This is a genomic window from Thioalkalivibrio sp. XN279 (genome assembly GCF_011089885.1).
In the GTDB taxonomy this organism is placed as follows: domain Bacteria; phylum Pseudomonadota; class Gammaproteobacteria; order Steroidobacterales; family XN24; genus XN24.
Genome location: NZ_JAANBD010000006.1, coordinates 37461 through 51701, shown reverse-complemented (window position 1 = coordinate 51701; position 14241 = coordinate 37461). Strand labels below are relative to the sequence as shown.

The following is a 14241-nucleotide window of genomic DNA, read 5'->3' as shown; positions in this document are numbered from 1 at the left end:
TCCGTATTGCGGCGTCCTGGCGCTCAGAGCTTGCCGTGCTCCGGCGGCCGCTCGCGGTGCATCAGGATCCACTCGGTGTGCTCGTCCAGCGCGGCGTCGCCTAGTGCGCGCAGGATGCCGCGCCGCTCGGCGTCGTTGCTGGCCGTGTCCAGCCGCCGCCGGGCGTTGGAAAAAATGCGGTGCATGAAGCGGTATTGCTTGACCAGTTCCTTGTCCGCGGTGCGGAAGGCGTAGGCCTCGCGCACGGCGGCGGAGAGCGTCAGCGCACCGACGCTGAACAGCAGGATGTCGTGCCAGATCTCGGGCAGCCGCGCCGCGATGACGGCGAGCACGCCTGCCACCCCGATACCGGTGCACAGGGCGATGCGCCCCACGCGCTCGGTGAGCACATTGCGGCGCGAGCGCTGCAGCGCGCGGTTCGCGTAGTAGCCGATCTGACCGCTGTCGGGCCGGCCGACCCATTCCCGGATGGCGAATTCGACGCCGTCGGGCGAGGGCGGCCGCACGCCGGCGGGATCGGCGTCGCTCGTGATCGCGGCATTGCGCATGACGTGGCGGATCCAGGACAGCTCCACGTCCTGCTTCTGCAGGAAGACGTCGTGGGCGAAGCGGCCGCCGCCGGGGCTCGAGAGTCCGGCCATGCTCCAGTACACCTGGACGCGCAGGCCCTCGGCGAGGGCGCGATAGTCGAGGTAACGCCGGTGCCAGGCCCCGCGCTCGGCCTGGCGGTGCAGGTAGACACCCGTCGCAAACAGCGCGAGGAAGGCCCACAACACCCAGCGGGCCGGGTAGAGGTCCGAATACAGCACGAAGGCGAGGCCCATGAAGAAACCCAGCGTGTAGAGCGTGCGCAGCGAGCGGCTGACGCGCTTCTGGTAAATGTTCGCCAGCCAGTCGGCGGTGGCAAAGAGCTGGTCGACGTGCTCCACCGCCGGCGGAAAAGGCCGGTTCTCCAGCAGCGAGCGGCCATGCTGCGCGATGGCGGTGCGATGCTGCAGGCATTCGCCCGCGAACGACTGCATGTGGTTGAAGATGTTGCGGTAGTGGAGCGGCAGGTCGCTGGTGCGCGGCTCATATGGATCGTCGGTCAACCAGCCGACTTCGCCCGGAACCCGCCCGGCGACCGGGCTGCCGTCCGGTTGGGCGCGTGAGCACGCAATGTGGTAGACGAGGTCGTTCTCGTTGTCCGCCAGCAGGTCCTCGGGCCCGATCCCTTCCGGGTCGGAGCCCGGCAGGTAACCGGTGATGCGGTAGCTGACGATGTCCGCGGTGCCGCCACGATGGATGGGCGGCTTGCCGTCCCACAGGGCGACCAGCACCTGGCAGTGGCTGGCGATAAAGACGCCGGCGGCCGCATAGCGGCCCTGGCGACCGGTCTCCGTGCCGGCGGGCGGCAGCCCCTTGGGGGCCGCCAGTTCCATTACCTCGGATTGCCCCAGCAGCTCGTGGAACTTGGCGCGCGACGCCGCTGCGGTGAAGTCCTGCTCGTACTCCGCGACCGGCATCGGCAGCACCGCGACCAGCGGGATGCCCCGCTCCAGGGCCACTTCGGCGAACAGCCGGTCGGCGCCTTCGGCCAGTGAGGACAGTCCTTGCAGCGGCAGTCCCGGGAACTCGCGGGCCATGTAATCCAGCAGTTCCGCGATGCGGGCCCGCAGCACGGGCAGCTCCACGTCGACCAGGTCGCGGTGGCCGGTGACCCCGATGGCCAGCGAAATAGGCGGCCGTGGTTGTTCGCTCAATGCTGGTCTATCCCCGCGCAGCAGGCGTTGCCATCGCCCGAGGCTACCACGCGCCGCTGCCGGCGACGATGGCGCTGGGGAGCGTCATGCGCGAGGTGGCATAATCAGCACCCTTGCCTATTCGCTTCCAGGAGTCCCGCCATGCCCCAGGTCAAAGCCTACGCCGCCCAGTCGCCGGATTCCGGGGTGGCGCCGTTTCCCATCGAGCGTCGCGCGCCGCGGCCGGACGACGTGCTGATCGAGATCGAATATTGCGGGGTGTGCCACAGCGACCTGCACACGGCTTACAACGACTGGGGCATCACCACTTATCCCATCGTGCCCGGCCACGAGATCGTCGGCACCGTAAAAGCAGTGGGCGACGCGGTCACCGGCTTCAAGCCCGGCGACCGGGTCGGCGTCGGCTGCCTGGTGGATTCCTGCCGCGAATGCGGATCCTGCGAGCACGGGCTGGAACAGTACTGTGAGCAGGGCTGGGTCGGCACCTACAACGGCGTCGACCGCCACGACGGCACGCCGACCTACGGCGGCTACTCGGAGCAGATCGTGGTCAGCGACCGCTTCGTGCTGCGCATGCCGGAGAGTCTCGACCTCGCCGCGGCGGCCCCGCTGCTGTGCGCGGGCATCACCACCTGGTCGCCGCTGAAGCACTTCGGCGTCGGCAAGGGGCACCGCGTCGGCGTGGTCGGCATGGGCGGGCTCGGCCACATGGGCGTCAAGTTCGCGCGCGCGCTCGGCGCCGAGGTGACGGTGTTCACGCGTTCCGCGGCGAAGGTCGAGGAGGCGAAGAAGCAGGGCGCGCACCACGTCATCGTGTCCACGGACGCCGCACAGATGGAAGCCGCTGCGGCGAGCTTCGACTTCATCCTCGACACCGTGCCGGTGCCGCACGACCTCAACCCCTACGTCAACGTGCTGAAGCGCGACGGCACCCTGATCATCGTGGGATTGCTCGGGCCGGTGGAGCCGGCGCTGCACACCTTCCCGGTGGTCCTGGGGCGCCGCCGCATCGCCGGCTCGCTCATCGGCGGGCTGCCGGAGACGCAGGAGATGCTGGATTTCTGCGGTGAGCACGGCATCACCTGCGATATCGAGATGCTCGACATCAAGAACATCAACGCGGCCTACGAGCGCATGCAGCGCAGCGACGTGCGCTACCGCTTCGTCATCGACATGGCGACGCTGAAGGACTGATCAGGGGAGCGCGGCCGGCAAGATGCACCTGCTGATACTCATCGCCGTGCTGGCGGCCGTGGTGTTCGGCCCGTCGCTGTGGGTGAAGCGCGTGATGGAGAAGTACGCCAGCCCGGCGGATCGCTACGGCGGCACCGGCGCCGAGCTGGCGCGCTTCCTGCTCAGCCGCGAAGGCATCGAGCACGTGCGCGTCGAGGAGACGCAGCAGGGCGACCACTACGATCCGGTCGAGAAGGTCGTGCGCCTCAGCCCGGACAACTTCGGCGGCTGCTCGCTCACGGCCATCACTGTCGCCGCGCACGAGGTCGGCCACGCGGTGCAGGATCACACCGGCTACGGACCGCTGCGGCTGCGCCACCAGCTGGTGCGGCTCATGTCGCCGATGGAACGCGTCGGCGCGGGCATCCTCATGGCCTCGCCGTTCATCGGCATGCTCACCCGTGCGCCGTCGCTGGGGATGGTCATGCTGCTGGGCGGCCTGCTGACACTGGCCTCCGCCACCCTGGTGCACTTCGTCACCCTGCCTACCGAGGTCGACGCCAGCTTCGGCCGTGCCCTGCCGCTGCTGGAGAAGCACAACGTGCTGTTCGAGGGCGATGCGCCGCATGCGGCGCGCATCCTGCGGGCGGCGGCGATGACTTACGTCGCCGCCTCCCTGATGAGCCTGCTCAACGTCGCGCGCTGGTGGGCGATCCTGGTGCGCCGCTGAGCGGCGGCGCGTCGACTAAATCACTCGCGGTAATGGCGCCCAAATAAAAGCGTATTTCACGCCAGCGCAAACTCCGGGTAGCTTCGGGCCGAGTATTCAATACACAGCCCGGAGAGTGCGATGTCCGCAACGGAAGAATTCCTGGAAGCCAACCAGCGCTACGCTGAGACCTTCAGCAAGGGCGACAAGCCCATGCCGCCAGCCAAGCGGGTCGCAGTCGTGGCCTGCATGGATGCACGCATCGAGACCGGCCGCCTGCTGGGGCTCGAGGAGGGCGATGCCCACGTCATTCGCAACGCCGGCGGCGTCGTCACGGATGACGTCATTCGCTCGCTGGCGATCTCGCAGCGCCTGCTCGGCACCCGCGAAATCGTGCTCATCCACCACACCGACTGCGGCATGCTGACTTTCAAGGATGAAGCGCTGAAGTCCGAGGTGGAGAAAGACACCGGCCTGCGCCCGCCGTTCGCTTTCGAGGCCTTCGCGGACGTCGAAGATGACGTGCGACAGTCGATCAGGCGTGTCAGAGCCAGCCCTTTCGTGGTGCACAAGGACAGTATCCGGGGCTTCGTCTACGAGGTCGAAACCGGGCGACTGAGGGAGATCGACGCCTAGCGCCGGCGTGCCGCAGCGGCAGCCCCGGCTTCAGGCGGGCGCCGTGGCCTCCATCAGGCGCGGCGTGTCGCTGCGCTCACGGCGCTTGACGGGTTTCGAGACCTGGCGTGCCAGCAGGATCACGGGAATCAGCCCGGCGACCACGATGGCCAGCGAGGCGGTCGAGGCCTCGGCGAGTCGTTCGTCCGCGGCCAGCTTGTAGGCCTGCACCGCCAGCGTGTCGAAATCGAAGGGCCGCAGGATCAGCGTGGCCGGCAGCTCCTTCATCACGTCCACGAACACGATCAGTCCCGCGGTGAGCAGGTTCACGCGCAGGATCGGCAGGTGCACGCGGCGCAACGTGCGCCCGGGACCGTCGCCCAGCGCTCGCGCGGCGTCGTCCATGGCCGGCGTGATGCGTGCGAGGCCGGCGTCGACGCTCTGCAGCGACACGGCGAGGAAGCGCGCCAGGTAGGCGAACAGCAGCCCGAGGATGCCGCCGGTGAGCAGCAGGCCGGTCTCGATGCCGAACCACGACGACAGCAGCCCGCGCAGCCCGTGGTCGGCGGCAGCCAGGGGAATGAGCACGCCGACCGCGATCACTGAGCCGGGAATTGCGTAGCCCAGTCCGGCGATGCGGTGCACGCCGCGCATGAGGCGCCCGGGTTGCAGGCGCAGGCCGTAGCTCACGATCACCGCTGCCGCCACCGCCACCACGGCGCTGACCCCGGCCAGGCTGACGCTGTTCCACAGCAGGCCGAGGTAACGCGTGCCGAACTGCGCGTCACCGCCGACCCAGGCCAGCCAGCCCAGCCGCGCCGCCGGCAGCAGGAAGCCGAAGCCCAACGGGATCATGCAGGCGAATACTGCGAGCGACGCGCGCCAGCCGCGCAGCTGGTAAGGCTTGTGCTGGGCGGCGGGGGCGCCCAGCTGGTGAAAGCGCATGGCGCCGCGGTTCCAGCGCTCCAGCGCCACCAGCGCCATGACGAAAGCCAGCAGCACCGCCGAGAGCTTGGCGGCGGACACGGGGTCGCCGAGGGAGAACCAGGCGCGGTAGATGCCGGTGGTGAACACGGGCACGCCGAAATAGGCCACGGTGCCGAAGTCCGCCAGGGTCTCCATCAGCGCCAGCAGCAGGCCCGCCACCAGCGCCGGCCGCGCCATCGGCAGGGCCACCTTGAAGAATGCGCCCCAGGGCCCGCAGCCGAGCGTGCGCGCCGCCTCCAGTACCCCGCTGGACTGCTGCACGAAGGCCGCGCGCCCGAGCAGGTAGACATAGGGATAGAGCACCAGCGACAGCATCGCCACCGCGCCACCGAGCGAGCGGATCGGCGGGAACCAGTATTCGCGCGCCGACCAGCCGGTGATATCGCGGATCCAGGTTTGCACCGGGCCCGAGACCTGCAGCAGGTCGGTGTAGGTGTAGGCGATGACGTAGGCTGGAAAGGCCAGCGGCAGCACCAGCGCCCATTCGAACAAGCGCCGGCCCGGGAAACGGCACACCGACACCAGCCACGCCGTGGTGAGCCCGAGCGCGATCACGCCGAATGCGGTGCCCGTCACCAGCAACAGCGTGTTGCGCAGGTAATCGGGCAGCAACACGTCGACGATGTGGCGCCAGGCGCCCTCGTCGGGCAGCACCACGTGCAGCGCCACCGTCAGCACGGGCAGGGCCACGAGGCCCGCCACGAGCAGCGCGGCGAGCGGCAGCGACAACAGCCGTCGGTTACCGCTCACCGCGCATGAATCCGCGCACGAAGCCGCTTATTTCCAGCCGGCGCGGTCGAGCGCGCGCTGCGCCTCGGCCTGGTTGATGCCGTACAGCGTGGCGTCGATCGGGTCGGCCTTGAACTCGCCGAGCGTCTCCAGCGCGGGGTTGTCCAGCGCCGCGCCGGGCACCACCGGGTACTCGTTGTTGCCCTGCGCGAAGCGCGTCTGCGCCTCGGGGGAGGCGAGGAACTCGAGGAACTTCAGCGCCCCGGCGGCGTTCGGCGCGTTGGCGACGATGCCGGCGCCGGAGATGTTGACATGCGTGCCGCGGTCTTCCTGGTTCGGGAACACCCAGCCCACTTTTTCGACCACCGCCTGGTCCGCCGGGTCGTCCGAGGTCATCAGCCGGGCGAAGTAGTAGGTGTTGGCCAGCGCGATGCCGCACTCGCCGGCGGCCACGGCGCGGATCTGGTCGGTGTCGCCGCCCTGCGGGTCGCGCGCGAAGTTGGCGACCACGCCGCGGGCCCAAGCCTCGGCAGCCTCCAGCCCGTGCGCCTCGATCAGCGAGGCCATCAGCGACAGGTTGTAGATGTTGCCGCCGGAACGGATGCAGAGCTCACCCTGCCAGCGCGGGTCGGCCAGGTCCTCGTAGCGGGTGATGGCGCCCGGCTCGACGCGGGTCTTGTCGTAGAAGATGATCCGGGCGCGGGTGGAGAAGCCGAACCACTTGCCCTCGGGATGCCGCAGCTGGGCCGGGACGCGCTGCTCGAGAACAGGCGAGGAGACGGCCTGGAACACGCCGGCTTCCTCGGCGCGCCACAGGCGGCCGGCGTCCACCGTGAACAGGATGTCGGCGGGCGAGGCGCTGCCTTCCTGCAGGATGCGCTCGATCAGCGCGTCGTCCTTGCCTTCGATGCGCTGTACGCGGATACCGGTGGCATCGGTGAAAGCCTGGTACAGGTCGTCGTCGCTCTGGTAATGGCGCGCGGAATAGATGTTGATCACGCCGCCGTCGGGCCTGGCATCGGCCTGGGCCTGGGGCTCGGGGGTGTTCTCCCGGCTGCAGCCGTACAGCGCCAGCGCCGCCAGCATGATCGCGAGGACGGGGGCGAGGAGATTCTGGAAACGGGGGGGCATGACGACTCCTGCAAGTCTCGGGTGACAGGGCTCAACAGAATAATGCGAATCGTTCGCATTAACAAGCAGCTGGCTCCCCGTCCCGGCTGGCGCGTGCGAGAATTGCGCGCCATGGACACCAACTTCAAAGGCATCCCCATCGTGCAGCCGGCCCGCGTGCCCAGCGGGACCAAGTTCCGCACCGAGCAGGGCTTTGCCGCGATCAAGAACGGCGTGAAGCAGAACCCGCGCGCCGAGGCCGCGCCGCACGGGCGCAAGCCGCCGTGGCTGCGGGCCAAGATGCCGAGCGGCGAGCGCTTCGCCAAGGTGAAGCAGAACGTGCGCGAGCACCGCCTCGCCACGGTGTGCGAGGAATCGATGTGCCCGAACATCGGCGAGTGCTGGAACAACGGCACCGCGACGCTGATGATCATGGGCTCGGTCTGCACCCGCGCCTGCCGGTTCTGCGCGGTGGACACCGGCAACCCGCGCGGCTGGCTGGATGCCGAGGAGCCGGCCAACTCGGCGCGCTCGGTGCAGCTGATGGGGCTGCGTTACGTGGTCATCACCAGCGTTGATCGCGACGACCTCGACGACGGCGGCGCGGCGCACTACGCCGCCTGCGTGCGGGAGATCAAGGCGCTCAATCCGGACACGGCCGTCGAGGCACTGACGCCGGACTTCCGCGGCGACCTGGCCGCGATCGAGACGGTGGTGGACTCCGGCCTCGAGGTCTACGCCCAGAACCTCGAGACGGTGCGGCGGCTGACCCACCCGGTGCGCGACCCGCGCGCCGGCTACGAGCAGACCCTCGACGTGCTGGAGCACGCCAAGCGCCACCGGCCCGAAGTGCTGACCAAGACCAGCCTGATGCTCGGCCTCGGGGAGACCGAGGCCGAGATCCTCGAGACGCTCGAGGACCTCAAGGCGCGCAACGTGGATATCGTGACCTTCGGCCAGTACCTGCGGCCGACCGCCAACCACCTCCCGGTGGAGCGCTTCGTCACGCCGGAGGAGTTCGCCGAGTACCGCCGCATTGGGCTGGAGATGGGCTTCCTCGAGGTGGTGTCCGGCCCGCTGGTCCGCTCCAGCTATCGCGCCGACCGGGTGTTCGAGCAGAACAACGTCGGGTTGTGACGGTGGCTGGGGCCACGCGCCGCAGATGAGCGTTTTCGGGGACGCTGTGAATACGTCCCTGTACGCTCGCTCGCGCACGTCCTGTGCGCGAGCGCCCCGAAAACGCCCATTCTGCGTCGCGCGGCCCGAGACACCCCGCCATGTCTGAGCCGAAGGGGAACTCGATGGGTCGCGGTGCCTTTAAAGGCCGCGGCGCAGTCTCGAATCCCCAGGGACGGTTCGAGCAGGTGGCGCGCGAAGCGGTCGAGGATGGCTGGTTCCCGGACCCCGAGGATGCGCCGGGGCGCCCGGCGACGACGGTGACGGAGGAGCGGGCGCGCAGCATCGTCTCGCGCAACCAGTCGCCCGACATCCCCTTCGACGCTTCCATCAACCCCTACCGCGGCTGCGAGCACGGGTGCGTGTACTGCTATGCGCGGCCCAGCCACGCCTTCATCGACCTCTCGCCCGGGCTGGATTTCGAGACCAAGCTCTACGCCAAGACGAATGCCGCCGAGCTGCTGCGCGCCACGCTGTCGAAGCGCGGCTACCGGCCGACGCCGATCAACCTCGGCGCCAACACGGATCCCTACCAGCCGATCGACAAGCGCTACCGGGTGACGCGCGAGCTGCTCGAGGTGCTGGCCGAGGCGCGCCATTCCTGCACCATCATCACCAAGAGCGCCATGGTGGAGCGCGACCTCGACCTGCTTACCGCCATGGCGCGCGACGGGCTGGTGGCCGTGCTGGTGTCGGTCACCAGCCTGGACAACCGGCTGTCGGCAAAGCTCGAGCCGCGGGCCTCCGCGCCGGCGCGGAGGCTGCGCGCCATCGCGACCCTGGCGGCGGCCGGCGTGCCCGTCGGGGTGCTGGTCTCGCCGGTGATCCCCGCCGTGACCGACATCCACCTCGAGGAGATCCTGGCGCAGGCCGCGGCGGCCGGCGCCACGCGTGCAAGCTACGCCCTGTTGCGGCTGCCGCACGAGGTGGCGCCGCTGTTCCGGGAGTGGCTGGACGAGCACCTGCCTGAGCGGGCGAGTCACGTCATGAGCTTGGTACAGCAGATGCGCGGTGGGCGCGACAACGACAGCCGGTTCGGCGTGCGGCTGCGCGGCGAGGGCGTGTTCGCCGACCTGATCGCCCGGCGCTTCAAGGTGGCGGTGCGGCGCCACGGGCTGAACCAGGGCGAGGGTTTTGGCCTGCGTGAAGACCTGTTCCGCGCGCCGGACGGCCAGGGCGAGCTTTTTTGAATAACAGGTCCGGCCGCGAGGCCATGCGACGCGATGACGAGCTGCCGCATCTCTCCAAGTAAGGGAAGGGAAAAGCAGAGGAGAGATGCCATGAACAGGATCCAGCAGCTCAGTTGCAATATCGCGCGCAGTGAGGCGCGCGCCAGGCCCTGGCGGCCGACGCCGAGCCACGCGGTGTCGACGGGTTGTAAGTCACTGCCGCTCCGCATCCTGTGCTTGTCGGAGCGCGCGGCGCATCGCGACCAGGATCAGGCGGAGGCGAAACCTTCGAGAAACTCCGCCACGTTGTCGCCGATCGATTCGACCGCGTAACCGCCTTCCATGACGATCACCGTCGGCAGGCCGAGCGCACCGATGCGCTGGCCCATGCGGCGGTAGTCTCCGGTCTGCAGCTTGAAGCTGGAGATCGGGTCGCCGTCCCAGGTGTCCACGCCGAGCGAGACCACCAGCGCGCCCGGATCCTGTGCCTCGATCCGCGCCAGCGCAGTTTCCAGCGCCGGCGCATAACCGGCCCAGTCGGTTCCCTTGGGTAGCGGGATATTGAGATGCGTGCCGCCCTCGGTCTCGTCCGCATGGCCGAGGAAGAAGGGGAAACAAAAGCTCGGGTCGGCATGCAGCGAGACCGTGAACACATCCGGCCGGCCGGCGAAGATCTGCTGCGTGCCGTTGCCGTGGTGGTAGTCCACGTCGAGCACGGCCACGCGCTCGATCCCGGCGTCGCGGAAGCCCTGTGCGGCGATCGCCGCGCCATTGAGGAAGCAGTAGCCGCCGAAGAAGCGCGAGCCGGCGTGGTGGCCGGGCGGGCGCGTCAGGGCGAAGGCGGCGCGACTGCCGGCGCTGACCCGCGCCCGGGCCGTGTCCGCGGCCTGCGCTGCTGAGTACGCGGCGCGCCAGGTCCCCGAAGTGATCGGCGTACCCGCGTCAAACGACCAGTAGCCGAGCCGCCCGTCGATGCGCTCGGGCTCGCGGTCCTCGCGCATGCCCGGCGCGCGCCAGCTCAGCGGGAGTGCGTCCCCTCCCGCTCCGTGCGCAGCCACCCATTCATCCCAGGCGCATTGCAGGAAGGCGACGTAGGCCGGGTCATGCACTGCGGTGATGGGGTCCAGCCCGCGGTCCTGTGGCGGCAGCGGCGTCGCGAAGCCGCGCCGGGCCAGCGTCGCGAGGACGGCGTCGAGGCGTCCCGGGTGCTCGTACACGGGTACCAGCCGGCCGTCGGTCAGTTCGGCGCGGCCGTGCTGCAGGTGATGGTCGGGGCTGAACACGATGTCCATGGATTGTTCTCGTCTGCGTCGGAAACGGTGGTGCCGAAGCTGTGCAACTATTGCGCGGGCGCGATCATTTCTCCACCCTTGCGTAGGAATATAGAGGGGCAGCCGTGGGTCTCATCGCCGAACTCAAGCGCCGCAACGTTATCCGGGTCGGGCTGCTGTACTGCGTGGCCGCCTGGCTCCTGCTGCAGGTGGCGGACGTGCTCTTCGGCCTCATTGGGGTGCCCGACTGGTCGCTGCGGCTGGTATTCGGCCTCCTGCTGCTCGGTCTTCCCCTGGCGCTGATCTTCGCCTGGGTCTTCGAGCTGACTCCGGAAGGCTTGCGCCGCGAGCGACCGAACGCGGAATTCGGGGCAGACGCGGCGCGGGCGATGCCGCAGGTCCCGCGGCGCCTGGATGCTGCGATCGTCGTGCTGCTCGGCCTGGCGCTGGTGGCACTGGCGGTGGACCGCTGGGTTATCCCCCGCGCGCCGCAGCCTCCCGTTGCAGCATCCAGCGACACGCCCCGCGAAGCCACGCCGGCACCGGAGAGCGTGACCCCTGCACAGGCTGAGCCGCGCTCGGTCGCCGTGCTGCCTTTCGTCAACATGTCGGGCGATCCGGAGAACGAGTATTTCTCGGACGGCCTGACCGAAGAACTCTTGAACGCGCTCGCGCAGGTGGAGGGCCTGCGGGTGGCGGCGCGCACCTCGTCGTTCCGCTTCAAGGGCCAGGTGGGCGACATGGCGGAGATCGCCCGGCAGCTGAAGGTCGGCCATCTCCTCGAGGGAAGCGTGCGGCGCGCCGGCGACCGCGTGCGGATCACTGCGCAGCTGATCAATCCCACGGACGGCTTCCACCTCTGGAGCCAGACCTACGACCGGCAGCTGACGGACATCTTCGCGATCCAGGACGACATCGCCGCCGAGGTGGCGCTCGCACTGCGCGTGCAGCTCTTGGGCGAGGCCATGCCCGCAGTGGCCCGGCCCCCGACCGGCGATCTGGCGGCTTACACCGCCTACTTGCGCGGCAAGCAGGCGCTGCGCAGCACTGGGTACGCCGCGTACGAGCGGGCCGACGCTGCCTTCCGCGAAGCCCTTGCACTGGACCCGGAGTTCGCGGCGGCTCATGCGGCGCTGGCGGAGACCTGGCGCCGGCGTGCCGCCTGGGGCATCGTCCCGTGGCCGGATGCGCTCGAGCAGATCAGGGAGGGCGTGGCCCGGGCGCTGGCACTCGATCCGGACCAGGCGCTGGCCTGGACGCTGGACGGCGTGCTGGCCATGGATGACGAGGACGAGATCTCGTGGGCGGCACGCATGGAGCGGGCCGAGCGGTCGTACCGGCGCGCGCTCGCGCTGGAGCCGGGCCAGCCGGAGGCGAGCGAGATGCTGTCCGGGCTCCTGCGCACCCGCGGGCGACACGAGGAGGCGCTGACAATCCTGCTGGCCGCGCTGGAGCGCGATCCGCTGTCGGCCCGGGCGCACCTGCTGGTCGGCAGTCACTATCGCTTCGTGGGCCAACTGGCGGAGGCAGGGGCCCGCTTCGAAGCCGCCATGGAGCTGGATCCCGAGAACCCCCGGCCGCCTTCCGCCTTGGCCTTGTTGCGCGCCGAGCAGGGCCGCATCGGCGAGGCGATCGTGCTGCAGGCGAACAAGCTGCCGCTGGACCCGCTCGATCACGAGGGACCGTTGCAGGTGGCTCGCCTGTTACTCGAGCTGGGCATGACCGAGGCCGCGCTGCCCTGGATCGGGGCAGGGGAACGAATGGCGCCGGACGCGACCACCACACGAATGTTTCGCGCCATGTGGCACTGGCGGCGCGGCGAACGGGCGGAGGCGGCCGCCCTGGCGGAAGCGGCCCTCGATGCGGAGCTGCCCGCGCGATGGGGATCCAAGTACATCTTCGAGTCGATGTTCGTCACGCACGAGACGTCGGCGGGACGACACGAGCGCGTGATTGCGCGCGTGCTGGCGGAGTTCCCGGCGGCACTCGACCCGCCCGTTCCGGATGAACCGATGGACTCGGAGGCGTTTTTTGCGAAGCTCCAGGCCCTGCCTGTCCTGCGTCGACGGGTCGGGAATGCAGCGGCGATGGTGCGGGCGGAGGAGATCCTGGCGGAACTCGAACGCCAGGCGGATCGCCTGCCCCCAGAGTGGGTCGCGCAGGGGCGCACGGTGCTGTTCTGGGTGCTCGGGCGACCGGCCGACGCCATCGCACAGCTGCAGCTACTCGATCGAGGCCGCTACGCCGTAGACAACTGGTTCTGGACCGAGGTGGACCTGTTTTTCTTGTCGGACCCGGACACCCCTGCAGTGCAAGCCTACCTCGCCGATCAGGAAGCGGTGCGCGAGCGCGAGCGCGCCTGGCTCGCAGTCCCGGGCCGCATGCCCGATCCCGAGGCCGTGCTCATGGAGATGGCGCGCGCGGCGGGCTCCGCGGGCGCCCCCCGTCTTGCCCCCGAGGACGATCGCGCGCCGCACCTCGGGCCGCGCTGAGCAAAAGCCCTCGGCGGTGGCTGTTCGGGCTGCGCTACCATAGCGCCCAACTCAAGTCGCCGGAAGAGAGCACCCCGTGAGCGAGGCCCTGCTGGAATACGCACTTTTCTTCGCCAAGACCGTCACGCTGGCGGCGGCCGTCCTGTTCGTCGCCGCGGCGCTGGTGAACCTGAAGCGGCGCGCGCGCGAGTCGGAGGGCATGAAGGTCACCAACCTCAACCGGCGGCTGCGCCAGGCGGCCGACGGCCTGCGCCACGCCCTGTTGCCCAAGCCCGAGCGCAAGAAGCTCGCCAAGGAGCGCAAGCGCGAGGCAAAGGCGGAGAAGGAACGGCGGCGCCCGCGCGTTTTCGTGCTGGACTTCCGCGGCGACATCCGCGCCAGCGCCACGGCCTCACTGCGCGAGGCGGTGAACGCGGTGCTCGCGGTTGCGGAGGAGGGCGACGAAGTGTTGCTGCGGCTGGAGAACGCCGGGGGCCTGGTGCATGAGCACGGGCTCGCAGCGTCGCAGCTGGTGCGCATCCGGGAGCGCGGCATCCCCCTGACCGCGGCAGTCGACAAGGTGGCGGCCAGCGGCGGCTACCTCATGGCCTGCGTGGCTGACCGCATTCTCGCCGCCCCGTTCGCCATCATCGGCTCCATCGGCGTGCTGGCCCAGGTGCCGAACTTCCGCCGCCTGCTGGACGAGCACGGCATCACCGTGGAACAGGTCAAGGCCGGCCGCTTCAAGCGCACGGTCAGCATGTTCGGCGAGGTGACCGACGAGGACCGCGACAAGCTGCGCGAGGAGCTGGAGGAAGTGCACACCCTGTTCCGGCAGATGGTGGTGCGCTACCGGCCGCAGCTGGACATGGAGCGCGTGGCGACCGGCGAATACTGGTACGGCAGCCGCGCGCTGGAGCTCGGGCTGGTGGACGAGGTGGGCACCAGCGACGACTGGCTGCTGCAGGCGGTCGAGCGCGCGGACGCCTGGAAGGTCGAGTGGCACGGGCACAAGCGCTTCATGGACAAGCTGGCGGCGGCGATGGAAGAGGGCGGGATCGCCGCGCTGCTGCGGCGGGGTGCCTGACG

11 protein-coding genes are annotated in these 14241 nt (G+C 69.5%); 7 read left to right on the top strand and 4 right to left on the bottom strand.

What is annotated here, in order from left to right:
* Window positions 1–23: 23 nt before the first annotated feature.
* Complete coding sequence (locus G8346_RS00490; RefSeq protein WP_166047115.1) at window positions 24–1742, bottom strand: hypothetical protein; 1719 nt, start codon at window positions 1740–1742, stop codon at window positions 24–26.
* A gap of 141 nt (window positions 1743–1883) precedes the next feature.
* Here G8346_RS00490 and G8346_RS00485 point away from each other — a divergent pair, with 141 nt between their 5' ends.
* The 3 genes from G8346_RS00485 to G8346_RS00475 all read left to right on the top strand — a co-directional run bounded on the left by G8346_RS00485 (window position 1884) and on the right by G8346_RS00475 (window position 4260).
* Window positions 1884–2936 (top strand): NAD(P)-dependent alcohol dehydrogenase, encoded by a 1053-nt coding sequence (locus G8346_RS00485; protein WP_166047112.1) that lies wholly within the window; start codon window positions 1884–1886, stop codon window positions 2934–2936.
* A 22-nt stretch (window positions 2937–2958) separates the two neighbouring features.
* Entirely contained in the window at window positions 2959–3645 is a 687-nt protein-coding gene (locus tag G8346_RS00480; RefSeq protein ID WP_166047110.1) for a zinc metallopeptidase, read from the top strand.
* 120 nt (window positions 3646–3765) lie between these two features.
* Window positions 3766–4260, top strand: coding sequence for a carbonic anhydrase (locus tag G8346_RS00475; protein WP_166047108.1), 495 nt, complete (start codon window positions 3766–3768; stop codon window positions 4258–4260).
* Window positions 4261–4290: 30 nt separating this feature from the next.
* Here G8346_RS00475 and G8346_RS00470 read toward each other — a convergent pair whose 3' ends face one another.
* The gene (locus tag G8346_RS00470; protein ID WP_206202506.1) at window positions 4291–5976 is read right to left on the bottom strand and encodes an iron ABC transporter permease; all 1686 of its coding nucleotides are present in this window, start codon (window positions 5974–5976) and stop codon (window positions 4291–4293) included.
* Between the two features lie 27 nt (window positions 5977–6003).
* Window positions 6004–7086: a Fe(3+) ABC transporter substrate-binding protein gene (locus tag G8346_RS00465; protein ID WP_206202505.1), complete on the bottom strand. Its 1083-nt coding sequence runs from the start codon at window positions 7084–7086 to the stop codon at window positions 6004–6006.
* Between the two features lie 111 nt (window positions 7087–7197).
* Between G8346_RS00465 and lipA the strand changes: the two genes are divergently transcribed.
* The gene (gene lipA, locus G8346_RS00460; RefSeq protein WP_166047106.1) at window positions 7198–8202 is read left to right on the top strand and encodes a lipoyl synthase; all 1005 of its coding nucleotides are present in this window, start codon (window positions 7198–7200) and stop codon (window positions 8200–8202) included.
* A 164-nt stretch (window positions 8203–8366) separates the two neighbouring features.
* Window positions 8367–9431, top strand: a complete 1065-nt coding sequence (locus tag G8346_RS00455) for a PA0069 family radical SAM protein (RefSeq protein WP_166047343.1) — start codon at window positions 8367–8369, stop codon at window positions 9429–9431.
* A 248-nt stretch (window positions 9432–9679) separates the two neighbouring features.
* Here the strand turns inward: G8346_RS00455 and G8346_RS00450 are convergent, their stop codons facing one another.
* The gene (locus G8346_RS00450) at window positions 9680–10702 is read right to left on the bottom strand and encodes a histone deacetylase family protein (protein ID WP_166047105.1); all 1023 of its coding nucleotides are present in this window, start codon (window positions 10700–10702) and stop codon (window positions 9680–9682) included.
* 104 nt (window positions 10703–10806) lie between these two features.
* Here G8346_RS00450 and G8346_RS15035 point away from each other — a divergent pair, with 104 nt between their 5' ends.
* Window positions 10807–13173 (top strand): tetratricopeptide repeat protein, encoded by a 2367-nt coding sequence (locus G8346_RS15035; RefSeq protein WP_166047103.1) that lies wholly within the window; start codon window positions 10807–10809, stop codon window positions 13171–13173.
* Window positions 13174–13249: 76 nt separating this feature from the next.
* Window positions 13250–14239 carry a protease SohB gene (gene sohB / locus G8346_RS00440; RefSeq protein ID WP_166047101.1) on the top strand — a complete coding sequence of 330 codons (990 nt, stop codon included), beginning with the start codon at window positions 13250–13252 and terminating at the stop codon, window positions 14237–14239.
* Window positions 14240–14241 lie beyond the last annotated feature (2 nt).

Coding starts and splice junctions, on each gene's coding strand:
- G8346_RS00485 (WP_166047112.1), top strand. CDS start 1,884: ATGCCCCAGGTCAAAGCCTACGCCGCCCAGTCGCCGGATTCCGGGGTG.
- G8346_RS00480 (WP_166047110.1), top strand. CDS start 2,959: ATGCACCTGCTGATACTCATCGCCGTGCTGGCGGCCGTGGTGTTCGGC.
- G8346_RS00475 (WP_166047108.1), top strand. CDS start 3,766: ATGTCCGCAACGGAAGAATTCCTGGAAGCCAACCAGCGCTACGCTGAG.
- G8346_RS00465 (WP_206202505.1), bottom strand. CDS start 7,086: ATGCCCCCCCGTTTCCAGAATCTCCTCGCCCCCGTCCTCGCGATCATG.
- lipA (WP_166047106.1), top strand. CDS start 7,198: ATGGACACCAACTTCAAAGGCATCCCCATCGTGCAGCCGGCCCGCGTG.
- G8346_RS00455 (WP_166047343.1), top strand. CDS start 8,367: ATGGGTCGCGGTGCCTTTAAAGGCCGCGGCGCAGTCTCGAATCCCCAG.
- G8346_RS00450 (WP_166047105.1), bottom strand. CDS start 10,702: ATGGACATCGTGTTCAGCCCCGACCATCACCTGCAGCACGGCCGCGCC.